This is a genomic window from Aquisalimonas asiatica, from assembly GCF_900110585.1.
Taxonomy (GTDB): Bacteria; Pseudomonadota; Gammaproteobacteria; order Nitrococcales; family Aquisalimonadaceae; genus Aquisalimonas; species Aquisalimonas asiatica.
The window spans coordinates 796,239-819,614 of the sequence record NZ_FOEG01000001.1; the positions used below are offsets into that span (position 1 = coordinate 796,239).

24 protein-coding genes are annotated in these 23,376 nt (G+C 65.1%); all 24 read right to left on the reverse strand.

What is annotated here, in order from left to right; genetic code table 11:
* Positions 1–3: 3 nt before the first annotated feature.
* Complete coding sequence (gene cheY, locus BMZ02_RS03730) at positions 4–396, reverse strand: chemotaxis response regulator CheY (RefSeq protein ID WP_091640405.1); 393 nt, start codon at positions 394–396, stop codon at positions 4–6.
* 135 nt (positions 397–531) lie between these two features.
* Positions 532–1,260 (reverse strand): RNA polymerase sigma factor FliA, encoded by a 729-nt coding sequence (locus tag BMZ02_RS03735; RefSeq protein WP_091640020.1) that lies wholly within the window; start codon positions 1,258–1,260, stop codon positions 532–534.
* On the reverse strand, positions 1,257–2,105 hold the full coding sequence (locus tag BMZ02_RS03740) for a MinD/ParA family protein (RefSeq protein WP_091640022.1): 849 nt from the start codon (positions 2,103–2,105) through the stop codon (positions 1,257–1,259). Before BMZ02_RS03740 ends, BMZ02_RS03735 begins: the two co-directional genes overlap by 4 nt.
* A gap of 85 nt (positions 2,106–2,190) precedes the next feature.
* Positions 2,191–3,576 carry a flagellar biosynthesis GTPase FlhF gene (gene flhF / locus BMZ02_RS03745; RefSeq protein ID WP_091640024.1) on the reverse strand — a complete coding sequence of 462 codons (1,386 nt, stop codon included), beginning with the start codon at positions 3,574–3,576 and terminating at the stop codon, positions 2,191–2,193.
* Positions 3,577–3,585: 9 nt separating this feature from the next.
* On the reverse strand, positions 3,586–5,745 hold the full coding sequence (gene flhA, locus BMZ02_RS03750) for a flagellar biosynthesis protein FlhA (RefSeq protein ID WP_091640026.1): 2,160 nt from the start codon (positions 5,743–5,745) through the stop codon (positions 3,586–3,588).
* Between the two features lie 74 nt (positions 5,746–5,819).
* Positions 5,820–6,992: a flagellar biosynthesis protein FlhB gene (gene flhB, locus BMZ02_RS03755; protein ID WP_091640028.1), complete on the reverse strand. Its 1,173-nt coding sequence runs from the start codon at positions 6,990–6,992 to the stop codon at positions 5,820–5,822.
* Positions 6,993–7,059: 67 nt separating this feature from the next.
* Positions 7,060–7,839, reverse strand: coding sequence for a flagellar biosynthetic protein FliR (fliR, locus tag BMZ02_RS03760; protein ID WP_245753919.1), 780 nt, complete (start codon positions 7,837–7,839; stop codon positions 7,060–7,062).
* A 12-nt stretch (positions 7,840–7,851) separates the two neighbouring features.
* Positions 7,852–8,121 (reverse strand): flagellar biosynthesis protein FliQ, encoded by a 270-nt coding sequence (gene fliQ / locus BMZ02_RS03765; protein WP_091640029.1) that lies wholly within the window; start codon positions 8,119–8,121, stop codon positions 7,852–7,854.
* A gap of 9 nt (positions 8,122–8,130) precedes the next feature.
* Entirely contained in the window at positions 8,131–8,877 is a 747-nt protein-coding gene (gene fliP / locus BMZ02_RS03770; RefSeq protein WP_091640031.1) for a flagellar type III secretion system pore protein FliP, read from the reverse strand.
* Positions 8,874–9,299 (reverse strand): flagellar biosynthetic protein FliO, encoded by a 426-nt coding sequence (fliO, locus tag BMZ02_RS03775; RefSeq protein WP_245753920.1) that lies wholly within the window; start codon positions 9,297–9,299, stop codon positions 8,874–8,876. Before fliO ends, fliP begins: the two co-directional genes overlap by 4 nt.
* Positions 9,300–9,774: 475 nt before the next feature.
* Positions 9,775–10,224, reverse strand: coding sequence for a flagellar motor switch protein FliN (fliN, locus tag BMZ02_RS03780; protein ID WP_091640034.1), 450 nt, complete (start codon positions 10,222–10,224; stop codon positions 9,775–9,777).
* The gene (gene fliM, locus BMZ02_RS03785) at positions 10,199–11,233 is read right to left on the reverse strand and encodes a flagellar motor switch protein FliM (RefSeq protein WP_091640036.1); all 1,035 of its coding nucleotides are present in this window, start codon (positions 11,231–11,233) and stop codon (positions 10,199–10,201) included. Before fliM ends, fliN begins: the two co-directional genes overlap by 26 nt.
* 3 nt (positions 11,234–11,236) lie before the next feature.
* Positions 11,237–11,770, reverse strand: coding sequence for a flagellar basal body-associated FliL family protein (locus BMZ02_RS03790; RefSeq protein ID WP_091640037.1), 534 nt, complete (start codon positions 11,768–11,770; stop codon positions 11,237–11,239).
* A 110-nt stretch (positions 11,771–11,880) separates the two neighbouring features.
* Entirely contained in the window at positions 11,881–13,275 is a 1,395-nt protein-coding gene (locus tag BMZ02_RS03795) for a flagellar hook-length control protein FliK (RefSeq protein WP_091640039.1), read from the reverse strand.
* Between the two features lie 103 nt (positions 13,276–13,378).
* A complete protein-coding gene (gene fliJ / locus BMZ02_RS03800; RefSeq protein WP_091640040.1) occupies positions 13,379–13,828 on the reverse strand; it encodes a flagellar export protein FliJ in 450 nt (149 codons plus the stop codon).
* Positions 13,829–13,846: 18 nt separating this feature from the next.
* Positions 13,847–15,196, reverse strand: coding sequence for a flagellar protein export ATPase FliI (gene fliI / locus BMZ02_RS03805; RefSeq protein ID WP_091640042.1), 1,350 nt, complete (start codon positions 15,194–15,196; stop codon positions 13,847–13,849).
* A complete protein-coding gene (locus BMZ02_RS03810) occupies positions 15,193–16,155 on the reverse strand; it encodes a flagellar assembly protein FliH (RefSeq protein WP_091640045.1) in 963 nt (320 codons plus the stop codon). The genes fliI and BMZ02_RS03810 overlap by 4 nt, the downstream gene beginning before the upstream one ends.
* Positions 16,142–17,161 carry a flagellar motor switch protein FliG gene (gene fliG / locus BMZ02_RS03815; RefSeq protein ID WP_091640047.1) on the reverse strand — a complete coding sequence of 340 codons (1,020 nt, stop codon included), beginning with the start codon at positions 17,159–17,161 and terminating at the stop codon, positions 16,142–16,144. Before fliG ends, BMZ02_RS03810 begins: the two co-directional genes overlap by 14 nt.
* Positions 17,154–18,884: a flagellar basal-body MS-ring/collar protein FliF gene (fliF, locus tag BMZ02_RS03820; protein WP_091640049.1), complete on the reverse strand. Its 1,731-nt coding sequence runs from the start codon at positions 18,882–18,884 to the stop codon at positions 17,154–17,156. The genes fliG and fliF overlap by 8 nt, the downstream gene beginning before the upstream one ends.
* Before the next feature lie 16 nt (positions 18,885–18,900).
* On the reverse strand, positions 18,901–19,224 hold the full coding sequence (gene fliE, locus BMZ02_RS03825; protein WP_091640050.1) for a flagellar hook-basal body complex protein FliE: 324 nt from the start codon (positions 19,222–19,224) through the stop codon (positions 18,901–18,903).
* A 78-nt stretch (positions 19,225–19,302) separates the two neighbouring features.
* On the reverse strand, positions 19,303–20,619 hold the full coding sequence (locus BMZ02_RS03830) for a sigma-54-dependent transcriptional regulator (RefSeq protein ID WP_091640052.1): 1,317 nt from the start codon (positions 20,617–20,619) through the stop codon (positions 19,303–19,305).
* Between the two features lie 119 nt (positions 20,620–20,738).
* A complete protein-coding gene (locus tag BMZ02_RS03835) occupies positions 20,739–22,265 on the reverse strand; it encodes a sigma-54 dependent transcriptional regulator (protein WP_245753921.1) in 1,527 nt (508 codons plus the stop codon).
* A 308-nt stretch (positions 22,266–22,573) separates the two neighbouring features.
* Positions 22,574–22,894 carry a flagellar protein FliT gene (locus tag BMZ02_RS03840; RefSeq protein ID WP_091640055.1) on the reverse strand — a complete coding sequence of 107 codons (321 nt, stop codon included), beginning with the start codon at positions 22,892–22,894 and terminating at the stop codon, positions 22,574–22,576.
* Positions 22,895–22,905: 11 nt separating this feature from the next.
* A complete protein-coding gene (fliS, locus tag BMZ02_RS03845; protein WP_216110667.1) occupies positions 22,906–23,358 on the reverse strand; it encodes a flagellar export chaperone FliS in 453 nt (150 codons plus the stop codon).
* Positions 23,359–23,376 lie beyond the last annotated feature (18 nt).

The window sequence follows — 23,376 nt, forward strand, 5'->3', positions numbered from 1 at the left end:
CCCTCACTCGGCCGATTCGATACGGTCGAAGATCTTGTTGATCTTCTCTTCCAGCGTTGCCGCGGTGAACGGCTTGACGATGTAACCGTTCACGCCCGCCTGGGCCGCTTCGATGATCTGTTCACGCTTGGACTCTGCGGTCACCATCAGCACCGGAAGATGCTTGAGGTCGTCGTCCGCACGGACGTGCTTGAGCAGCGTCAGCCCGTCCATGCCCGGCATGTTCCAGTCCGTGACGAGAAAGTCGAAGCCTCCCTTCTTGAGCTGGGGCAGCGCCGTGTTGCCGTCATCGGCTTCCTGGGTGTTCTGGAAGCCAAGCTCGCGCAGGAGGTTTCTGATAATGCGCCGCATCGTGGAGAAGTCGTCCACGATCAGTATTCTCATGTCTTTATCCAGACTCACAATCAATCACCTTTGCTTTAATCAGGCGGTGAACACGTCGGTGTCTCGTTAACGCTCTCACCCTGCCGGAGCGCGTTCCTGCGTTCTGCCGCACACGTCGCGATTTTGACGGTCGATACAAACGCCCGGTCACTCTGTCCAATCGGCAAGACGCGCCCTCAACTTGAGCATGATCCGCCCATGAATCTGGCTGACCCGGGATTCCGTGACCCCGAGCACTTCCCCGATTTCACGCAGATTCAGCTCCTGTTCATAGTACAGGGACATCACCAGCTGCTCGCGCTCCGGGAGCGTCCCGATGGCTTCAACCAGGGACTGGCGGAACCCGGCATTCTGGATGTGCTGTTCCGGCCCTTCATCGTCCCCCTCATGCTCCCGGGTCTCCCCGGTGGCCGGAGAGACCTCATCGAGGCTGAACAGCTTGGCGCTGGAGACGTCATTCAGGGTCTGGTGGTACTCATCGGCACTCATGCCGAGTTCTTCCATGACCTCGCTGTCGCGGGCATCGCGTCCGGTACGATTTTCGATCTCGCGAACGGCCTGGGCCACTTCCCGGCCACGGCGATGGACGGACCGCGGCGTCCAGTCGAGCCGCCGGATCTCGTCCAGCATGGCGCCGCGAATGCGAATCCCCGCATACGTCGGAAAACTGGCGCCGTGGGAGGCGTCGAACTGCCGGGCCGCCTCCAGCAGGCCGATCATGCCGGCCTGGATCAGATCCTCCAGCTGCACGGACTCGGGCAGCCGGGCAAGCAGATGATGGGCAATTCGCTTGACCAGGGGGGCGTTCTGAACGACCAGGTCGTTCTCCCCGGTCTGCGCCTGCACCTGCGAGTACGCTGCGGCGCGCGAACTCATGACAGCACCTCCCCAGCTTCACCACTGTACTGAATGAGACGTTCCACGAAGAATTCCAGATGCCCTTCCGCCCGAGTTGGCGCGGGCAGCCGGTCAACGCGCTTCGCCAGCTCCCGGAAGGCCCGGGCAGAGGGGCTGCCGGGATAGAGCGTGGTCACGGCCTGCTGTTGCTGCACCGCCCGACGCTGCGCGTCATCACTGGGGATCCCGCCCATGTAGGCGACGGTCAGGTCCAGATAGCGCTCACACACTCTCAGCAACTTCCCGTACAGCTCCTGGCCCTGCGCGGCACTGGCTATCATGTTGGCGACCATGTGCACACGGTGTAGACCGAAATCGCGGTTGAGTACCTTGATCAGCGCGTACGCGTCCGTGATGGACGACGGTTCGTCGCACGCCACCACGAGCACCTCGCGGGCGGCCCGGGCGAACGTCAGCACGTTGTCGGCGATGCCGGCGGCGGTGTCAATGATCAGGTAGTCCCAGTCGCCGGTCAGCTCGCTGAAGCTCCGGATCAGCCCAACCTGCTCCGCGGCGCTGAGTGCCGCCATTCCCTTGACACCCGAGGAGGCGGGGATGATCTGCACGCCACCCGGGCCATCAATCAGAATGTCTTCCAGCTCCACCTGCCCGGACACCACGTGGGACAGGTTGTGCCGGGTCTCGAGACCCAGCAGGACGTCCACGTTGGCAAGCCCCAGATCCGCATCCATGAGCAGCACGCGATTCCCCGCGCTCGCCAGTGAAGCGGCCAGATTGACGGACACACTGGTCTTGCCGACTCCGCCCTTGCCGCTGGCAACGGCGATCACCTTGACCCGTGTCAGACTCGATGCCTGATCCATTAACGCTGTGCTCTTTGTTCAGTCATGGCGCGCCCCCCCGGGAACTCCTGCCGCTGCGACGCGGGGACCCCATGATGTGCGCCGCTCAGTGCGACCCACCCACCGAGAAGGTCACGGCCATCTGCTCGTCGTCCACTTCCTGGCCGTACTCTTCCACAAGTTTCAGCGCATCCTGCACCAGACGGCCGGCATCGGCCGGCATGAGATCCTCCGGCACCCGCTGACCGTTGCCCAGGAAACTCACCGGCAGCCGGTGGCGCAGCAGCACGGTAAGCGCTGCGCCGAGGCTGGCGGCGTCATCGGTCTTGGTGAGAATGCATCCGGACGGCGCCACGCCGCCATAGGACTTCACCGTCGCGTTCAGAGCCGCCAGCTGCGTGTTCGCCGACAGAACCAGGTAACTACGGATGCGATCACCCACGCCCTTCAACGTGGTGAACTGCTCCGCGAGCCGCATGTCCCGTTGGCTGACCCCGGCAGTGTCCACCAGGACGAGGCGTTTGTCCGAGAGGTCGGCGAGCACCGTCTCCAGTTCTTCGGCGGAATTCGCGGTCTGTACCGTCACGCCCAGGATCCGCGCAAAGTTGCGCAACTGGTCCTGGGCACCGATGCGCACGTTGTCCGTGCTCACCAGTGCAACCTTGCGTCGACCGTGACGCAGGGCAAACTGGGCTGCCAGCTTGGCCACCGTCGTGGTCTTGCCGACCCCCGTGGGGCCCACCAGCGCGACCACGCCGCCGCGGTCGAGCAGGTCATCCTCTTTCACCGGCAGATGGCGCTTCACGGTATGCAGCGCATGCCGCAGTGCCAGTTCGGGCTCCAGCTTCTCGTCCACGCGGTTGGCGAGCTGGCGACACACATCCGGGCCGAAACCGATCTCGGTCAGCTGCCGCAGCAGTGTCGTGCGCCCCGGATGACTCTTGCCCTGCTGCTGCCACTCCATCATGGAGAGCTGATTCTCGAACAGCGTCCGCAGCACTTTGAGCTCGCTGCGCATGGCTTCCACGGACTCGTCGTCCCGGCCGGCCACCTCATCCGGGCGCTCCGTCCGCTCGGGCCCCCGGCGCAGCTCGGTCACCGCTGCCGACTCGGCCGACCCCGAATTCAGATCGTCTTCCGTCAACGGGTCGTCCACGTGCACGTCAATCCGCTGACGGCGCCCGGGCTCGGGGGCGCCGACACCGGACTGCTGCCTTGCACGCCGCAGCATCTCGGTAAAGTCGGCGGTGCCGCTGGTCGCCTCGGTATCCGCGGCACTCCCCGAGGTGCGGCGCGTCGATGACGACATCCGGCGATCATCGCGATCCGCCTGCTCGCGCAGACTGTCCTCGTCGAAGTCCATGGCCGCGATCACCTCAACACCCTGGCCACGCTCGCGCGTGGACAGGATCACCGCTTCCGGCCCGATCTCTTCCCGGACCCGGCGAATCCCCTGACGGATGGTATCGGCGTGGATGCGCTTAATCTTCATGAATTCACCTTAGCTGCCCTGAGCCACCTGTTGTTGACCGATGGACGCCACGATTTTGACTCGTTTCTCGTCCGGCACTTCGTTGTACGACAGGACATTGAGCCCTTCGATGTTGTGCCGCGTCAGACGCGAGATCCAGCTTCGCAGTTGCGGCGCCGTCAGCAGCACCGCCGGCTGGTTCGCAACTTCCTGACGCTGCGCGGAATCCGCAAGGGACCGCTGCAGACGATCCGCCAGTCCGGGTTCAAGACCGGCCGTGCCGTCACCGTTGCCCTGCACTGAACTAAGCAATAACTGTTCCAGTTGCGGATCCAGGGTGATCACCGGCAGCTCGTCGGACATGCCGGCCACGTTCTGCACGATCATCCGCCCCAGCGCCTCGCGCACCCGCGCGGTCAGCGCCGAGGGGTCCTTGATCGCCTGGCCGTGCTCCGCTAGCGTCTCGACGATAGTGCGCATGTCGCGGATGGGAATTCGCTCCTCCAGCAGGTTCTGCAGCACCCGGACCACCGTCGACAGGGGCAGCGTGTTGGGCACCAGCTCCTCCACCAGCTTGGGCTGCTTGCGGGCGAGGATGTCCAGCAGTTTCTGCACCTCCTCGTGCCCGAGCAGCTCATGGGCGTGGGACTGGATGATCTGACTGAGATGCGTGGCCGCCACGGTGCTTGCATCCACCACGGTGTAGCCGTGGCTCTGGGCCAGGTCACGCTGGGACGGCTCGATCCATACCGCATCGAGGCCGAACGCCGGGTCCCGCGCCGCCTGCCCTTTCACTTCACCGCTCACGGAGCCCGGATTGATGGCCATCTCCCGGCTGGGCTGCAACTCCGCTTCGGCCATGGGGACACCCAGCACGCTCACGCGATAGCTGTTGGGACCAAGGTCGAGGTTGTCCCGGATGTGCACGGACGGCACCAGAAAGCCGAGATCCTGCGAGACCTTCTTGCGCACACCCTTGATCCGGTTCAGCAACTGCCCGCCCTGGTTGCGGTCCACCAGCGGGATCAGCCCGTACCCCACCTCGAGGCCGACCGTATCCACGGGCGGCACATCGTCCCAGGTGAGTTCCTGGTTATCGCCGCCCTGCGTGGCAACCGGTGCCTGACCGTCGCCACCCGACCCGGCTGCAGCGCGCCCCGCCGGCCCGGCCCGCCGCGGTGCCGCGGACGTCTCCACGGTCTCCTCGACCGGCGGGTTGTTGTGAATGCGCCAGGCGAAGAACCCGGCAATGGCGGCCAGGGTCAGGAACGCCAGATTCGGCATGCCCGGAACCAGCCCCATGATGCCGAGCACCGCGGCGCTCACCGCCAGCGCCTTGGGGTTACCCAGCAGCTGGCGGACCACCTCGCCCGCCATGTCCTGGGAGGACGACACGCGCGTGACCAGTATGGCGGTCCCGGTGGACAGCACCAGGGAGGGAATCTGTGCCACCAGCCCGTCACCGATGGTGAGCAGCGTGTAGTTGTTCATGGCGGACTGGAACGGCATGCCGTGCTGGAGAATGCCGATGAACAGTCCGCCGATGATGTTGATGAACAGAATCAGAATGCCGGCGATGGCATCGCCACGGACAAACTTGGAGGCACCGTCCATGGAGCCGTAGAAGTCCGCCTCCTGGGCGACTTCCTCGCGCCGCTTCTTCGCGGTTTCGGAATCGATGAGGCCGGCATTGAGGTCGGCGTCGATGGCCATCTGCTTGCCGGGCAGGGCGTCAAGCGTAAACCGCGCCGTGACCTCCGAGATACGCCCGGCGCCCTTGGTCACCACCACGAAGTTGATGATGACCAGAATCCCGAACACCACCAGACCCACGGCGTAGTTGCCGCCCACCACGAAATCCCCGAAGGCCTGGATCACGTTCCCGGCGGCGTCGGTGCCGGTATGGCCCTCGAGAAGAATCACGCGCGTGGACGCAATATTCAGCGCCAGTCGCAGCAGCGTTGCGATCAGCAGCACCGTCGGGAACACCGCGAATTCCAGCGGCCGCGGCGTGTAGACGGCCACCAGCATCACCACCAGCGACAGCGTGATGTTGAACGTGAACAGCATGTCCAGCGCCAACGGCGGTAGCGGCACGATCATCATGGCCAGCAGGGCCATGAGCAGAATCGGCGTTCCCAGACCGTTACGCACCAGCATGCGCAGATTGTCGAGCACGGCTGTTGCCATGATGGGTTTCCAGGTCTCCAGCGCCTTCACGGCGTCAGTGATGCGGTTGTGTCAGAAAGTTGGCGCCGGTGGCCTCAGTGGCGCGTCGCGCCAGGGTCGTCCGTGTCGGTGGCCGCGTAACCGGCGAACTCGTCCGGGACCCCCGGCTCGGGCCGCTCAGGCCGCTTGCCGCCCTGCCTGCGCGCGGACTGCAGCTGATAGATGTAGGCCAGCACCTGCGCCACGGACAGGTAGAGCCCCGCGGGGATCTCCTGCTCCAGCTCGGCGGTGTGATACAAGGCCCGTGCCAACGGCGGCGCTTCGAACAGCGGAATTTCGTTCTCCTGCGCCACTTCGCGGATCCGAAGGGCCAGCACATCCATCCCCTTGGCCACAACCTGCGGTGCGCGCATGCGCTCCTGGTCGTAGCGCAGGGCGATGGCGAAGTGGGTCGGGTTGGTGACCACCACGTCCGCCTTGGGGACGTTCTCCATCATCCGCCCCTGGGCGATCTCGTTCTGCAGCTGCTTGATCTTCTGCTTGACCTCGGGCTTGCCCATGGTCTCCTTGTTCTCGTCCTTGACCTCCTGCTTGGTCATCTTGAGCTTCTGGGTGTGGTCCCAGAGCTGGTAGGGGATGTCCACCGCAGCCACGAGAATCAGGGAGGACGCCAGGGCGAAAAATGCCCAGAAGAACAGCGTGGCCCCGTGCAGCATCCCCTGATGCAATGGCTCCGTGGTGATGCCCTGGATGCGCTGGTGCATGGCCCAGAACAGCATCAGCGCCACGCTCATGACCACCAGCACCTTGGCCAGGGCCTTCACCAGCTCGATCAGCGCCTTGGTGCCGAACATGCGCCCCAGCCCCTTGATCGGGCTCATCTTCTCCAGCTTGGGCGCCATTCCCTTGGCGCTCATGGTCCACCCACCCATGAGCGCCGGCGTGAGCATGGCGGCGACCAGCATCACCAATGCGAACGGCGCCACCGCCTTGAGACCCACCCAGATGGCCTCGCGCAGGTAATGAAAAGGCGCCTCGGGATCGAAGACGTCCTCGCGATCGATGCGGAACGCCAGGTTGAAGGCCTCGAACAACTGGCCCGCCATGTAGCTGCCGAACACCAGCAGCCCGCCGGCGCCCAGCACCATGATCATGGTGGTATTCAGCTCGCGGGATCGGGGAACCTGGCCTTTGTCCTTGGCATCCTGGCGTCGTTTGGGTGTCGGCTCTTCTGTTTTTTCCTGACCGTTTTCACTCTCATCGGCCATGACGTGACTCCGACGCGCTCAAGGGATCTGCTCGCAGTTATTGCAAGAACCGAACCAGGCGAGCCGATCAATTGGTTCCGATGATGGTGCCGATGGTCTGGAAGGCGTGACTCCAGATGTCGGACATGCGCCCCGGCAGCGAGGGGATGACAATGGTCATGATGGCGATGAACCCCACCAGCATGGTCACCGGGAAGCCCACCGAGAAGATGTTCATCTGCGGCGCCGCACGCGTCATCACGCCAAGGGAGAGGTAGACCAGCAACAGCAGGACCACCGCCGGCAACGCGATCAGTACGGCGCCGGCGTACATGTGCACGCCCCACTCCGCCACCGTGCGGAAGTCCTCCTGCACCAGCCCCTCGGTGCCGACGGGCATGGCCCGGAAGCTCTCGGCCATCAACTCGATCAGCATCAGGTGGACGCCCATGATCAGGAACAGCAGCGTCACCAGCACGATCAGGAACTGGGAGACCACCGGCGTCGACTGACCGGTCACCGGATCGACCATGTTGGCGAACCCCAGCCCCATGGACAGCGCCACACTCTCGCCGGCAATACTGGCGGTCTGTAGCGCCAGCGCGATGAGCAAGCCCATGCACATGCCGATCAGCACCTGCTGGAGGCAGATCAGAAACCAGTCCGCCGACAGCGGCTCCACCTCGGGGCCGAGGCCGGACACCGGCATGACACCGACCGTGAGCGCCACGGCAAACAGCAGCCGGATGCGCGCGGACACCTGCTGATCACTGAAGACCGGCGCCAGCATGACCATGGCGCCGATGCGCATGAACGGCCAGAAGAAGGCCCCGATCCAGGCCATGGCCTCCGCGGTGGTGAAGGTCACGACAGCTCCCGTTCAGCCAACCCAGGACGGAACGTTCATGAACAGGTTCCGTGTGAAGTCCAGCAGCACGCTGAGCATCCACGGCGAGGCGATGAACAGCGTGATCACCAGCGTGCCCAGCTTGGGCACGAAGCTCAGCGTCTGTTCGTTGATCTGGGTCGCCGCCTGGAACATGCCGATGATCAGGCCGGTGATCAGTGCCACCAGCAGGATCGGCCCGGCAAGCTGCACGGCCACCCACAGCGCTTGCATTCCCAGGTTGATCGCGAAATCGGGACTCATGGCGCCTCCCTAGAAGAAACTGGCTGCGAGTGTGCCCATGATCAGCGACCACCCGTCCACCAGGACGAACAGCATGATCTTGAAGGGCAGGGAGATGATCATGGGCGAGAGCATGAGCATGCCCATGGACATGAGCGTACTGGAGACCACCAGGTCCACCACCAGGAAGGGCAGATAGAGAATGAACCCGATCTGGAAGGCCGTCTTCAGCTCGCTGGTCATGAACGCCGGCACCAGGACGGTAAACGGCACCTCCTCGATGGACTCCACCTCGCCGGTGTTGGAGATGCGCAGGAACATGGCCAGATCCTCGTCACGGGTCTGACTGGCCATGAAATCCCGGAACGGCTCCTGCGCCGCCTCCAGCGCCTCCTCCGGGGTGATCTCTTCGGCGAGATAGGGCTCGACGGCGTTGTTGTAGGTCTCTTCCAGCACCGGGGTCATGACGAACAGCGTCAGGAAAAAGGCGAGCCCCACGAGCACCTGGTTGGAGGGCGTCTGGGACGTGCCGATGGCCTGCCGCAGAATGCCCAGGACGATGATGATGCGGGTGAACGCGGTCATCATGAGAATCGCCGCCGGCAGCATGGTCAGCAGCGTCATCAGCAGGAGAACCTGCAGGGTCACGCTGTAGGTCTGACCATCCTCGCCATCCTCGACGGTCAGCGCCTCAATGCCGCCGATCTGGGCATGGGTCAGCGCCGGGAAGAGGAGGAGCAGCAGTGGAAACAGTGCAGGTAGTAATCGACGAATCATTGCTGACGCTTCTCGTCTGGCCGCATCACCTGACGCAGCCGTTGCGCGAACGGGGAACCTTGCTGACCCGGTGCGCCCTGGCGCACCGCGTCACCGGAGGCCCCTTCCAGGGGCTTATCCAGCACATGCAAAGTCTGTACCCGTCCGGGCGCAACCCCGACGAGAAGCTGTTGTTCGCCGACCTGTAGCAGGACGACACGCTCGCGCGTACCGACGGATACCCCGCTCAGTACGCGCAATTGACCGGACGACGCCGCACCGTAGTTGCCGAAACGGCGCATGGCCCAGCCAAGCACCACCACCAGCAGAAGCACCACCACCAGCCCGATCACGACACGCGTCAATGCCGTGGCATCCACCCCGGGACTGCCCTCCGCCTCCCCGGCCAGCACCAGCCCCGACGCCAGAAAATTGGCGCACACCAGCACAGCGCCGGAGAACAGGCGCGCAATGCGGCGGGAACGGTGGCTCTGGTACTGGATGGCGACTTCCCCTGTTCCAACTGTTGCAATACGCCCCCGGCCGATGGGGGCATGACCCGCGGACCTGAAGGTCCGCCCTACTTCGATTGTCGCGATACACCCCCGGCCGATGGGGGCACGACCCGCGGACCTGAAGGTCCGCCCTACTTCGATTGTCGCGATGCGACCCCGGCCGATGGGGCATGACCCGCGGACCTGAAGGTCCGTCCTACTTCGATTGTCGCGATGCGACCCCGGCCGATGGGGCACGACCCGCGGACCTGAAGGTCCGCCCTACTCCGTCGTTCCCGACGCATCCACGGTGATTCGGCCGGCATGGTTCAACCTGCGTAGGGTGGACCTTCAGGTCCACCTTTGGCCATGCCACGCGCCCGATGGGCGCCGGGCCCTCGGACCCGGAGGTCCACCGCGGGTGTTATTTCAGTTTCTTCACCCGCTCCTGGGGGCTGATGACGTCGGTCAGACGGATGCCGAACCGGTCGTTGACCACCACGACTTCACCATGGGCGATCAGGGTGCCGTTGACCAGCACGTCCAGCGGCTCCCCCGCCAGACGGTCCAGCTCCACCACCGAGCCCTGGTTGAGCTGCAGCAGGTGACGGATGCTGATCTTCGTGCGTCCGATTTCCATGGCCAGGTTCACGGGGATGTCCAGGATGACGTCGAGGTTGACGTTCTCGTCGTCCAGCTCGACACCCTCATCCTGGAGCGTATCCATGCCCGGCGGTTTCACGCCACCCGGCTGGCCCCCGGCATCGGCCGTCTCTTCGGCAGAACCCTGGGAATCCTGGTCCTCTGCAGACTGGGCAGCCGCCTCCTCGGCCATGGCGGCTTCCTGTTCAGTCTTCTGGTCGTCCTCGCTCATTCTGCTTGCTCCTCAACGCCAGCGGCCCCTCGGGCTCGGGGGCGTGAATCTGTTCGGTAATCTTGATGCCGACGTTCCCGTTGGAGACGCCGTAATGACCCCGCAGCACGGGAATCCCCTCGGCCTCGATGGTGACGATCTCCGGGATCTCGCAGGGAATCACGTCGCCGGGTTTCATGCGCTGCAGGTCACGCAGACTGATCTGCACGTTGGCCAGCGTACTGGTGAGTTCCACCTCGGCACCCTTCATCTCCTCGCGAAGAGACCGGGTCCAGCGCTCGTCCACCTCGTTGCGATCGCTCTGCACACCGGCATTGAGCTGGTCACGGATCGGCTCGATATTGGTGTAGGGGATGGCGAGCTGGAATTCGCCCGAGCCGCCGTCCAGCTCGACATTGAAGCGGCAGACCACCACCACTTCAGACGGACTGACGATGTTGGCGAACTGCGGGTTCACCTCGGAGTTCATGTACTCGAACTCCATGGGCAGCACCGGCGCCCACGCCTCCTGCAGATCCTCGAACGCCTGATTGAGAACCATCCGGATGACGCGCCACTCGGTGCCGGTGAACTCCCGGCCCTCGATCTTGGTGTAGTACCGACCATCGCCCCCGAAGAAGTTGTCCACCACCACAAAGACGAGTTTCGGGTCCACCACGCATAGCGCCATCCCGCGCAGGGGGTGCATGCGGACGATGTTGAGGCTGGTGGGCACGTACAGCGTGTGCACGTACTCACCGAACTTCATCATGTCCACGCCCTGTACGGAGACTTCCGGCGTCCGGCGCAGCATGTTGAACAGACCGATACGGAACAGCCGCGCGAAACGCTCGTTGATCATCTCCAGCGTGGGCATGCGCCCGCGGACGATGCGCTCCTGGTGCTGGAAGTCGAACGGGCGCGTCTCGCCGCGCGGCGGGCGTTCGTTCTCCGAGTCAACCTTGCCGTCATCGACGCCGTGGAGCAGCGCGTCGATTTCGTCCTGGCTGAGTATGTCCTCCTGGGCCATAAGCTACTGCGTCACGAAGTTGGTGAAATAGACGGCCTCCACGTGAGGCCACTCGCCTTCATCTTCCAGTACGCGGTTGACTTCCTCCAGCGCCTCTTCCCGCAGCGCGTTCTTGCCGTCGCGGGAGGTGATGTCCTCGAACTGTTGGTCACCGAAGAGGCTGATCAGGTTATTGCGGATCAGCGGCATATGCTCCTCGACGCTGTCGAGAATCTCCTCGTCCCGGGCCATCAGCTGCAGGTTCACCTGCAGGATGGCACGCCGACCGCCTTCCCGCGAGATGTTGACGGTAATGGCGTCTTCCATCTCAAGATACCTGGCCTGCCCGCGGGACGGCGCCGGCGGACGCTGCTCGCCGGCCTCACTCTCTGCCACCTCCTCGACATCATTGCCACCATTGCCCAGTGGCGAAATGACCCCGGTGAGATACAGCGCCGCAGCCGATCCCACTGCGAGCAGCAGCGCGATCAACACAACCAGAAGAATCAGTACAAGTTTACCGGAGCCGCGCTGAGCGGCCTTGCTGGTGACACGCATGCCCTCTCCCTTTACTCGTTCCCGGCCCGCCGGGGCCCACACCCTTATCCTGTCAGGTTATCGGCATCGAAACCGATGACTGGAGCACGGTTACACCACGGCGACGCCGGTCATGCGTAGTGATCCACCAATCCCCGGCGAATTCGGTCGCTGTCCACGGCCACGCCGTTCTCATCCTCCTCGGACTCGTCGCCGTCACCTGTATTGCCGCGGTCGAAACCTTCGGCCAGTTCAGTCCCGTCCTGCGGATGACCGGGCTGTTCCTCGCCGACGGTGACTTCCGCATTCTCGATGCCGTTGTCGCTGAGCATCATGCGCAGGCGGGGCAGTTCCGCGTCCAGCGCTTCACGGGTCACGGCGTTCTGGGCCTGGAACGTGATCATGGTCTTGTCGTCGCGCATCTGGATGTTCACGTCCAGGGGCCCAAGCTCACGCGGGTTCACCTGGATCCGCGCCTGCTGCACGTTCTGGTTCGCCATCATCACCAGGCGTTCACCGACGGCCTGCCCCCACCCGGCCTGATCCATTGACTGGGCCACATTGTAAGTGGGCATGCCGGCCTGCTGTGGGGCAGCGTTCGCAGTCTGGAAAACCTGCTGGAACTGCAGTTGCGCATGCCGAGAGTTATCGGACTGCGGCTGCGCCTCGCTGTCGCCACTGCGCGCCTGCGCCTGGACCAGATCAGCCGACTGCTGCTGACCCTGGAGCTGCGCGGCGCGCATGGACGACTGCGTCAGCGTGTCTCGACGGGCAATCTCGAGCGTGTCCTCATTGCCCCCCATCTGCCCCGGCATGCCACCGCCGAAACTGAGCATGTCGTTGAGTAGGGCGTCATCTGCGCCACGGCCCTGCTGGATGGCCTGGGCCCGGGCGCGGATCGCGTCGGCACGCACGGTCTCGGTCTGCTGGGTGTCGCGGCGGGCCGCCTCGCGCATGAGGTCGTCACGGGGAACACCCTCGGCCACCAGCGCGTCAGTCGGAATACGGTCCGCCGGTACGCCCGCATCCACCAGCTCCTGGACGGCAAACCCTTCGTCCAGCAGCTGCTTGATGGTCGCATCATCCAGGTCCAGCGGCTGGTCCGCCAGCGCGGAGGCACGCCCGGCCTGCATGACCATGTCGGCTGGCGGCTCGCCTCTGGGCATGCCGCTCTGGAGCATGGCGTCGGTGGACACAAACGCCCCGCCCTGCCCTTCTGTGCCGGCCATCTGCCCATCCGCCGCGGCCATCTGCCCCTGCAGCCCGGTGGCTTCCCGGGCACCCGCCTGCATGCCGGGCTTGCCCGCCAGCGGCAAGTCCTGACCACCCAGCGGCAAGCCCTTGCCGCCCTGACTGGCAACCCAGGCTTCAAGATCCTCGACGGTCAGGCCGGAATCCCGCAACCCTTCCGTCTCAAGCAGCGCCTCCAGGAAGGCGCGACCATCCTTGCTATCCGGCGCCAGTCCTTCGCCTTTCTGCCCGTTCATCTCCCTGAACGCGGACTCCAGCAGTTGCAGCCCCTGCATGACATTCTCCCAATGAAGGACGTATTGACAGGCTTACTTGCAAGAGAGGGGCCAACCTTAAGACACTGACACTCCGGGCCGGCAAAAGCAGAAAATTATCGTTTCAATACATGCCGTTACGATGGATGAACATGCGCTGGGCCAGCTCGTCGGCCTCGCTCTGCTCCCGGCGGGCGGCAACCCGCTGCTCGGAGCGCTGCTCCTGCTGCACGACCTTGCCCATGGCGTCGGCGCGGCTGCGCTCGGCGTTCCAGTTCTGCCGGGCCTGTTCCACCTGTCGACGTGCTTCGTCGATCTGTCGGCGCTGCTGCTCGATGGCGCCGTCAATGCGTACGAGGAAGGCGTTGAAGTCCCGCAACCGGAAGGCGTCCATGACGTCGCCCTGCCCTTCGGCCAGGCGGTTGTGATAATCGGCACGGAACTGCTGGAGCTGCACCAGCCGCTGTTCCGCCTGCTCCAGCGCGGCCCGGGCCTGTCCGAACGCACGCGCGGCGCGTTCGGCGTTGTCGTCCATCACCCCTTCAACCGTCTGCAAGCGTTTCAACCGCGACATTGGATCCCCCGCCTGACGTTATTGAGTGGGCAGTACGGCCTGAAGCTTCTCGATGCTGCTGTGGAGGGATTCGGCCGCATGCAGATCCTGCTGCAGATACTCCAGCAGACTCGGCCGCATTTCTATGGCCTCGTCCACACGCGGGTCGGTCCCGCGCTGGTAAGCCCCCACGTTGATGAGGTCCCGGTTCTGCCGCCAGACACCGTAGATCTGCTGGAACCGTTGTGCCATGACTCGATGCTCCGGGTCCACGACATTCTGCATGGCCCGGCTCACGGACGCCTCGATGTCGATGGCCGGGTAGTGACCGGCATCGGCAAGGTCGCGGCTGAGAACCACGTGCCCGTCAAGAATGGCGCGGGCGGCGTCGGCGATGGGGTCGTTCTGGTCGTCCCCTTCGGCGAGCACGGTGTAGAACGCGGTGATGGACCCTCCGCCCACCTCGCCGTTCCCCGCGCGCTCCACGAGCCTGGGCAGGCGGGCAAACACCGACGGCGGATACCCCTTGGTGGTGGGAGGCTCGCCAATGGACAGCCCGATCTCCCGCTGCGCCTGGGCGTAGCGGGTGAGGGAATCCATGAGCAGCAGGACCTGCTGCCCCTGATCACGGAAGTACTCGGCAATGGCCGTGGCCTGCATGGCGCCGTGCAGCCGCATGAGCGGCGAGGCGTCCGCCGGGGCGGCAACGACCACGGAGCGTTTCAGCCCCTCCTCTCCAAGGATATCCTCGATGAATTCCTTGACCTCGCGGCCACGTTCACCGATCAGGCCGACCACCACCACGTCGGCGTTGGTATAGCGGGTCATCATGCCCAGGAGCACACTCTTGCCAACGCCGCTGCCGGCGAAAAGCCCCATGCGCTGACCGCGGCCGACGGTGAGCAGGCCATTGATGGCACGCACGCCGGTATCCAGGGGCTCGCGAATGGGGGCCCGGGAGAGCGGGTTCAGTGCTTCGCCGAGCAGGGGCATCCGCTCGGTGGCGGCGACGCCTCCGCGCCCGTCAATGGGGCGGCCGGCCCCGTCAAGAATGCGCCCCAGCAGACCGTTGCCCACGGTGGCCTCATAGACCCCTTCCTGGGGCGTCACCGTGGCGCCGGGGGTCAGGCCGTGCACGTCGCCGGTGGGCATGAGATAGAGGCTGTCATTACCGAAGCCGACCACTTCGGCTTCCACTTCCGTGCCGTCCGGGGTGGACACAAGGCAACGGGCCCCCACCGGCGCCTGACACCCCTCCGCTTCAAGTGTCAGCCCGACCATGCGGCGCAGCACACCGCTGGGCACGGGCCGGGGCCGCTCCACCCGCGTCTCCACCGAGCGCAGCCGCTCCAGCCACTCATCCCGGCGTACGGCGCTGGGCTCGCTCATGGGCGCTCCCCTGCCGGGTTCTGATCCTCGTCCCCCGGAGCGTCATCCCCACCCGGCGCGCTGTCGTGGCCGGCGGATTCGTCCGCGGGTGGTGTGTCGTCGTCATGGGTGTCCTGCTCGCCAGGGGGGACGTCATCCGCCCCGTCGTCGGTAGGTGGCTCGTCGGCCGCGGTCGGCTCGACGGCGTCGTCCTCCTGCTCGGGCTCCGGCTCGCTCACCGGCTCCACGTCGTCCGCTGCCGCAGCATCATCACGGAGGTCCTCTTCCCGGGCACCGAGCAGCTGACTGGCCAGCTGCGCCAGCCGCGTCTCCAGGCTGGCATCAACCCGCGCACGCTGCGCCTGCACGACACAGCCACCGCGACTGAGGGCCGGATCGTCCACCAGCGTCCAGGCGCGCTCTTCACGCTCTTCACCCAGCAGCTCCTGGAGGAAGCGGTGATCCTCCGGATGGACACGCACTGTCACATCCCGTTCGGACAGCGGCAGCAGCGCCACCGCTTCGCGGATGACTCCGAGTATCTCGCCGGGCTGGATCTGCAGCTCCCGTCGGATGACCTGACGCGCAAGCGTGAGCACCAGGCTGAGCAGCTGATCATGGACCTCGTCGTCCAGCTGCTCCAGCGGACGGGTCTGCGCCTGAATCAGCCTGTCGAGGGTTTTCAGGCGCTGGCGCTGCTCCTTCTCGACCTTCTTCGCGGCCTTCTCGCTGGCCGCCTGCCCCTTGCGCTCGCCTTCCGCGTAGCCGGCTTCGCGCCCTTCCGCAAAACCCGCCTGGCGCGCTTCCTCGCGGATGGCCTCCACCTCGTCCTCCGTGGGGAGCCGGATTTCCGGCTCTTCCGGCTCCGGTGACTCAGCCGGTTCATCACGTGGATTGACCACGTTGCCAGCAACGGATGGAAGCTCCCAGAGGCTGACGGCTTCAGCCTCCGCACCGCGCAGGACTTTAGACAAACTCATCGCCACCCCCGCCCAGGGAGATCTGATCCTCGTCGGCCAGCCGCTTGGCAATACTCAGGATGTCCTTCTGCGCACCCTCGACCTCGCTGAGACGCACCGGACCCTTGGCTTCCAGGTCGTCCTGCAGCATCTCAGAGGCACGCCGGGACAGGTTGCGGAAGACCTTGTCCTTGACCCCCTCGCTGGCGCCCTTGAGGGCCAGCACGAGGCTGTCGGTGTTCACCTCGCGCATGAGCGTCTGCATGCTGCGGTCGTCCAGCGCCGCCAGGTCGTTGAACACGAACATGAGATCCTGGATCTGGTTGCCCAGCTCCTCGTCCACCTCGCTGATCGCTTCCATCACGCCGCCTTCGACGCTGGTATCCAGGAAGTTGAGGATGTTCGCCGCGGCCTGGATGCCGCCGATGGAGGAGGACTTGATCCGCTGCTTGCCGGAGAACTGCTTCTCCATGATCTCGTCGAGCTGCTGCAGCGCGGCGGGCTGAACGCCATCCAGGGTCGCAATGCGCATGACCACGTCGTGGCGCATGCGCTCCGGGATCTCCGCGAGCACGGAGGCGGCATGATCCGGATCCAGATAGGAGAGCACAATGGCCGTCACCTGCGGGTGTTCCAGCCGCAGCATCTCCGCCACTGTGCGGCCGTCCAGCCACTTGATCTGTTCCAGGCCCCGGCTGTTGCCGCCCATGAGGATGCGGTCGATGATGCCGCCGGCCTTGTCTTCGCCCAGCGCCTTCACCAGCACGGAGCGGATGTAGTCGGTGCTGCCGATACCCAGCGAGGTCTGCTCGCTGACACCGATGACGAACTGCTCCATCACCCGGCCAACCTGCTCCCGGCTGACATTCTGCAGCCCGGTCATGGCCTGCCCGAGCACCTGGACCTCACGCGGCCCCAGGTGCTGAAGCACCGAGGCGGCGTCGTCCTCGCCCAGGCTCATGATGAAGATGGCGGCGCGCTCTGCGCCAGTCAGATTCTGCGCCGTGATGTTGTTGCCGTCACTCATCTTCGTTCAACCAGCCCTTGACCACACTTGCCGCCAGCGTCGGGTCGCTCTGCACCACTTCCCGTGCCGCTTCCACTTTTTCGTTCTGGTCCACGGCCATGGCCGAACTCTGGCCGATGGACCCGCTTTCCACGTCCGGACCGGTCAGGCGTTGCTGCACCTGGCCATCTGGCCCGACGGCCGCGCCAGGCGGCAGGCCGTCCACATCCGGATCGGCATCCTCTTCCGAGGCGCGTCCACCGCCGATCAGCGCCTGCACCAGCGGCCGTACCACGAACAGGATCAGCGCGAGGGCGACCACGCCGGCGATCAGCCAGCGCAGGAGTTCCTGCATCCACGGCTGCTCCATCAGCGGCACGTCGGGGACGACATCGCCGGTATCCACTTCCTCGAAGGCAGCATCGACCACGTTCACACGATCACCCCGGTCTTCGTCAAAGCCCACGGCGTCCTGAACCAGCTGGGTGATGCGCTCGATCTGGTCGGCGGACATGGCCTCCCGGACCATCTCCCCTTCTTCCTCGCCCTCGACCATGGGCTGGTCCACGAGCACGGCGACCGTCAGCCGGTCGACAGCACCCTCCGGCCGCTGCAGGTGGCGCAGGATGCGCCCGACCTCGTAATTACGGGTGGCGGTATTGGTGATATCGACCCCCGGCCCCATGAAGCCGCCGTTGTCGTCACCGTCACCGATCTCGCCACCTCCCGGTGGCTGATTGGTGAGCGCACCGGGGATGCCCAACGCCATGTCGGAGCCGGAACCCCGCTCCTCGCTGGTCTGCTCGCTGCGGATGACCGTGGCATCCGGATCGAACATCTCCTCCGTGGTCTCTTCCCGGGAGAAGTCCACGTCCGCGTTGACCTGCGCCTTGACCCGTCCGGAGCCGACCATGGGCGTGAGCAGCTCCTCGATGCGACGCTGGTAGTCGCGCTCCAGCCGCTCGCGCACTTCGAACTGGCTGCCGGACATGCCGTCATCGCGATCCTCGTCCCGGGTGAGCAGGTTGCCGTTCTGGTCCACGACCGAGACGTTGTCCTCCGTCATCTCCGGCACGCTGCTGGAGATCATGTGCACGATGGCCTGGACCTGCCCCTCGCTGAGACGGCGGCCGCCATGGAGTTCCAGCGCCACCGACGCCGTCGGCTGGCTGGACTCGCGGATGAATACGGAATCCTCGGGAATGGCCAGGTGCACACGCGCGTTGCTCACCGCGCTCAGGGAACGGACAGAGCGTGCAAGCTCCGTTTCCAGAGCACGCTGGTAGCGGGCGCTCTCCATGAACTGACTGGTTCCGAAACGCTGGTCCTCGTCCAGCATCTCGAAGCCGGTCCCCTGACCTTCCGGCAACCCCTGGCTTGCAAGGTGCAGCCGCGCCTCATGCACGTCGCCACGCGGGACTTCCACGGCGCCGGTGTCTTGATTCAGACGGACACTGGCACCGGACTCCCGGAGGGATTCCACCACCTGAGCACGGTCCTGGTCGTCCAGGCCGCTGTAGAGCGTCTGATAGGACGGTTGCTGTGCCCAGAAGAACACACCGACACCCAGGGCCACAGCGGCCACCACGCCGCCGATCAGCCCCGCCTGACGGAAATCCGTCGGCCGGCGCAGGAAACGCTCCCAGGGACGACCGGCTGTCCCGGCGCCCGTGTCGGCGCTCCCCTGGGGGTCTGCAGAGAGGTCCTGGGCGTCCCGGGAGCTCAGTGCCTGTGACTCAGCCATGCTGAACTAACCTCAATCACACGGGCATGTTGTAGATGTCCTGGTACGCCTCGACCAGGTGGTTACGGACCTGCTTGGTCGCCTCGAACGCGACGGACGACTTCTGCATGGACACCATCACGTCAGTGAGGTCCACGTCCTCGCCGCCAATAAAGGCATCCTGCAGGGCAGCCGACTCCTGCTGAGCGTCGTTGACGCCGTCCAGCGCCTCGCGGAGTGCCTCCACGAACTGCGGCCCGTCCGCCGCCTGCTCGGTCTCCTGTGCACCGCCGGCACGGTCAACCATGGCCTGCATCTGCTCAAGTGCCTGCGTGACGTTGTCGTTGGTCACCGGGTTCATCGTCTAACCTCCATTGGCAGCGGCCCACACAGGCCGCCGTTTCATGTTGATTTCCGCCATTGGCGCCGGGGCGGACCTTCAGCCCACCTGCGCCATGGCACTGCTGTCGGGCACCGGCACGCCGTCATCGCGCATGCGCGCGAGCTTGTAGCGCAGCGTGCGTACGCTGATGCCCAGACGCTCTGCGGTCATCTTGCGGCTGCCGTTGGACTGCCGCAGGGTGTCAAGAATCAGGCGGTGCTCGCTGTCCTTCATGCTGTCATCCAGGGAGGCATCGGCCTCCGGCGCCGCACTCGACAGCGGCCCCAGCTCGAACCGCAGATCCTCGGCGTCGACGCAGCCGTCGTCCGCCAGGATGAGGGCCCGCTGGACCACGTTTTCCAGCTCGCGGACGTTGCCCGGCCACTCGTACTCCCGCAGCATGTGCCGGGCCCCGGGCGACATGGTCGCGCCGCCGTCGCCGAACTTGCGCAGGAACGCGTCCGCCAGCGGCAGAATGTCGTCACGCCGCTCCCGCAGAGGCGGCAGCTGAATCGGGAACACATGCAGCCGGTAGTAGAGATCCTCCCGGAACTGCCCGTTCTGCACCGCCTGACGAAGATCGCGGTTGGTAGTGGCAACCACCCGCGCGTCCACGGGAATGGGCGCGGTCCCGCAAAGCCGCTCCACTTCGCGCTCCTGCAGCGCCCGCAGCAGCTTGGCCTGGAGCTCCGGCGCGATCTCGGAGATCTCGTCCAGTAGCAACGTGCCGCCGGCGGCCTGTTCGAACTTGCCGGGGTGGCTGCGGGTGGCGCCGGTGAACGCCCCTTTCTCGTAACCGAACAGCAGCGCCTCCAGCATGTTCTCGGGTATCGCCGCGCAGTTCACTGCCACGAACGGGCCCCGGGCCCGATCCGACTGTTCGTGCAGGTAGCGCGCGAACACCTCCTTACCGGTGCCACTCTCGCCGTTGAGCAGCACGGTGACCGGCTTCGGCGCCACGCGCCGCGCAAGATCCAGCACACCCCTGGTGCGCTCATCCACCGCGATCACGCCGCGACTGTTCATGACCACGGCGTGGCGCCGCGTCACGCTGACCACGGCCGATGCGTCTTCGGGGTTCGTCAGAAAATCGACAGCACCGGACCGAATCGCCTGGACCGCGCGCGGTACCTCCGCGCCGGCCTCCATGACCACCACCGGTGGCGCACCCGCGTGGCGCCGCAACTGGCGCCAGTCCCCGGGGCAGGCACCGTGGACCAGCGCCAGACTCACAGGCATGGACGCCACCAGATCGCAGGCGGAATCGACTGATGCCGCAGGCACGGGCTCGAAACCGGCAGCGTCAAGCGCCGCACAGGGCGCCTCGCGCGTAGCTTCGTCCGCTGCGACTACCAGGATTTTGTTTTCCGACACGGCGCACCCTCCGCATTCCGGACCGCAGCGTCATTTCGCCGACGGTTTCCGCGTTGTAGGGATGATTAATGCAGAAGACGTGCCAGAAATGGCCCGGGCGGGAGCCCGCCCGGAGCGGATCAGCTCACATCCGGACGCTGGATGTCGTACTTGCGCAGTTTCTCCACCAGGGTGGTCCGCCGGAGCTGAAGCAGCTCGGCTGCCTTGGCAACCACGCCATCAGACTCTTCCAGCGCCTCGCGGATCAGTCGCTGTTCCAGCTCGCCCAGGTACCAGCGCATATCGAGTCCGCCATCAGTGCGCTTGACCAGGCGCGCATCGGGATGCCGTGGAGCCTTGCCATTCACAGCGGGAAGCTGCTCCATGGCGCCGGCGTCCCTCATCGTGTCACGCACCTCGATCGCGTCGGAGGTGTCCGTATCGTCTGCAGCGGACGCCCCCTCATCGACCGCATCACTGCCCGCCTCGCCAACGGTTTCGCTGTCCTCCGCAACCATGTCGCGCAGCAGCTTCTCCGGCAGCTCGTCCACCACCACCTCGTCGAACGGGCAGATGATCGCCAGCCGCTCGATCAGGTTGGCCAGCTCGCGCACGTTACCCGGCCACTCGTAACGGCTGAGAACCGACAACGCCTCGGAGGACAGCCGCACCGAGCCGCGCCCTTCATCTTCGATCCGCTTGGTCAACTCCTTGACCAGCACCGGGAGGTCGCTGGCGCGTTCGCGCAGCGGCGGGGTTTCGATGGGGAAGACGTTCAGGCGGTAGAAGAGATCCTCCCGAAAGGAGCCGTCCTGGATCTTCGCCTCCAGGTCCCGGTGGGTCGCCGCCAGCACCCGGACGTCGGCCTCGATGCGCTTGTTGCCACCGACACGCTCGAAGGTGCGCTCCTGCAGCACCCGCAGCAGTTTCACCTGCATGTCGGGGCTCATGTCGCCGATTTCGTCGAGGAATATGGTGCCGCCTTTCGCCATCTCGAACCGGCCCTGGCGGGCTGTAATCGCACCGGTGAACGCCCCCTTCTCGTGACCGAACAGCTCGCTCTCAAGAAGATCCGGCGGAATGGCGCCGCAGTTGATGGGCACGAACGGGCCACTGCGCCGGGACGAGCGCGCGTGAATGTTCTGGGCGATCACTTCCTTGCCGGTACCTGACTCGCCGAGGATCAGTACGCTGGCGTCCGTCCCGGCGACCTGGTCGATGAGCTTCTTGACCCGTTTCATGGGCCGGCTGTCGCCCACCAGCCTCGGTGCGCCCGCCTTGCGCGCGAACTGATCACGGCGCCGGGCATTGTGTTTGAGCGCCTGCTTCAGCGCCGCGGTAAACTGGGCCTGTCGCAGCGGCAGGTCCAGCGTGCCGAGCACGTTGCCGGCGACGTTCTCCGCCGCGATGCGGGCGGCACCTTCCGGCACGAGCAGAAATACCGGAAGGTCATCGAGTTCACGGTTCAGTCGCTCCAGCGCAGCCAGCCAGCCGGAGTCGCCCTCCTCGACAGTGAACAGCGCCAGCGCCGGCTCCTTCTCGCGAACCGCAGCCTCGAGCTGCGCCGGATCACCGAAGCAGGCCGTATGATGGTCCTGGAAGCGGAGGATCGCTTCCACGGCATTCGCCCGCTCGCGATCCTCATCAAAGATGATCACACTAACCACACGCACCCCCCAGAGAAATCCCTGCTGACCCACCCCTGCCAAAGGGTGTGATCGACGCTGTCTGATGATGACCTTGTTGGGGCTCCGTCCCCGGTCAATTCGTTGTTGCATCGCACACCGGCGACGCCAATGGTTCGACAGTAGGATCAGGCCAGAGGGGTGTCAACGATCCGGCGTCGGGAATGCGACGCGGTTCACGCGGGTTTCGGCGGGAACGCAGGCGGGGTTTGAGCAGCTACATCACAAAAAACACGTAACGTGTTGTTTTGTCGTTATCAACGGCTGAAGTTACGCTCACATGGTGAGAATCAACGTGAATACCGCCGGTAAGCCGACAATGCGACCTTTCCTGTCTGGGTCCGGCGCACCGCTTCCCCGGCTTCATCCCGGGCCGCCTCGGCAAGCTGGATCAACTCCGGATCCAGAGCCAGGAGCTCGCGGATGCAGTGATTCACCACCTCGGACGCCTCGGCCGGCACCGGCTCGGCAAACAGCTGCTGGCTCAGCTCCCGGCGCTGCACCTCCAGCTCGGTCACCGTGGCCCACTCGCCCTGCCGCGCCGCCCGCAGCATCTGCTCGGTGAGCCCGAGCAGACGACGCGCAGCCTGTTTCTTGTCGTCAGCGGTCATCCACCTGCTCCTCAGCCACTGACACTGATGCTGCCCACCGACTCCGGCGGCGGCGTCTGGCGCTGGTCGGGCTCGCTGGCTGCCTGATCCCGGATGCCGTCCCAGCCGGCCTTGACCTCTCGCATCAGCCGCATCACTTCGTCCAACTTCTCCGGCTCGTTGCGCGAATGGCCCAGCAACAGCGTCTTTTCCTGGTAGAAATACATGGACGCCAGATTACTCGCCAACTCACCACCCTTGTCAAAGTCCAGGGAGTCCAGCAGACCATGCAGGATGCCGCAAGCCTTCTTCACGGCCGTGTTCTTGGCATTGATATCGCCACGCTCCATGGCGGCCTTGGCTTCGGCCGTGCGGGTGATGAACCCTTCCATGAGCATCTGGATCAGGCGATGGGGGTCCGCGTACTCGGCGGACTGGTTGTTCACCTGCTGATACTGGTTGAGCTTCATGTTCGCGTAGGTCATGGCTCGCTCCTTGTACTC

Coding starts and splice junctions, on each gene's coding strand:
- BMZ02_RS03735 (WP_091640020.1), bottom strand. CDS start 1,260: ATGAGTTCGCGCGCCGCAGCGTACTCGCAGGTGCAGGCGCAGACCGGG.
- BMZ02_RS03740 (WP_091640022.1), bottom strand. CDS start 2,105: ATGGATCAGGCATCGAGTCTGACACGGGTCAAGGTGATCGCCGTTGCC.
- flhF (WP_091640024.1), bottom strand. CDS start 3,576: ATGAAGATTAAGCGCATCCACGCCGATACCATCCGTCAGGGGATTCGC.
- flhA (WP_091640026.1), bottom strand. CDS start 5,745: ATGGCAACAGCCGTGCTCGACAATCTGCGCATGCTGGTGCGTAACGGT.
- flhB (WP_091640028.1), bottom strand. CDS start 6,992: ATGGCCGATGAGAGTGAAAACGGTCAGGAAAAAACAGAAGAGCCGACA.
- fliQ (WP_091640029.1), bottom strand. CDS start 8,121: ATGAGTCCCGATTTCGCGATCAACCTGGGAATGCAAGCGCTGTGGGTG.
- fliP (WP_091640031.1), bottom strand. CDS start 8,877: ATGATTCGTCGATTACTACCTGCACTGTTTCCACTGCTGCTCCTCCTC.
- fliN (WP_091640034.1), bottom strand. CDS start 10,224: ATGAGCGAGGACGACCAGAAGACTGAACAGGAAGCCGCCATGGCCGAG.
- fliM (WP_091640036.1), bottom strand. CDS start 11,233: ATGGCCCAGGAGGACATACTCAGCCAGGACGAAATCGACGCGCTGCTC.
- BMZ02_RS03790 (WP_091640037.1), bottom strand. CDS start 11,770: ATGCGTGTCACCAGCAAGGCCGCTCAGCGCGGCTCCGGTAAACTTGTA.
- BMZ02_RS03795 (WP_091640039.1), bottom strand. CDS start 13,275: ATGCAGGGGCTGCAACTGCTGGAGTCCGCGTTCAGGGAGATGAACGGG.
- fliJ (WP_091640040.1), bottom strand. CDS start 13,828: ATGTCGCGGTTGAAACGCTTGCAGACGGTTGAAGGGGTGATGGACGAC.
- fliI (WP_091640042.1), bottom strand. CDS start 15,196: ATGAGCGAGCCCAGCGCCGTACGCCGGGATGAGTGGCTGGAGCGGCTG.
- BMZ02_RS03810 (WP_091640045.1), bottom strand. CDS start 16,155: ATGAGTTTGTCTAAAGTCCTGCGCGGTGCGGAGGCTGAAGCCGTCAGC.
- fliG (WP_091640047.1), bottom strand. CDS start 17,161: ATGAGTGACGGCAACAACATCACGGCGCAGAATCTGACTGGCGCAGAG.
- fliF (WP_091640049.1), bottom strand. CDS start 18,884: ATGGCTGAGTCACAGGCACTGAGCTCCCGGGACGCCCAGGACCTCTCT.
- fliE (WP_091640050.1), bottom strand. CDS start 19,224: ATGAACCCGGTGACCAACGACAACGTCACGCAGGCACTTGAGCAGATG.
- BMZ02_RS03840 (WP_091640055.1), bottom strand. CDS start 22,894: ATGACCGCTGACGACAAGAAACAGGCTGCGCGTCGTCTGCTCGGGCTC.
- fliS (WP_216110667.1), bottom strand. CDS start 23,358: ATGACCTACGCGAACATGAAGCTCAACCAGTATCAGCAGGTGAACAAC.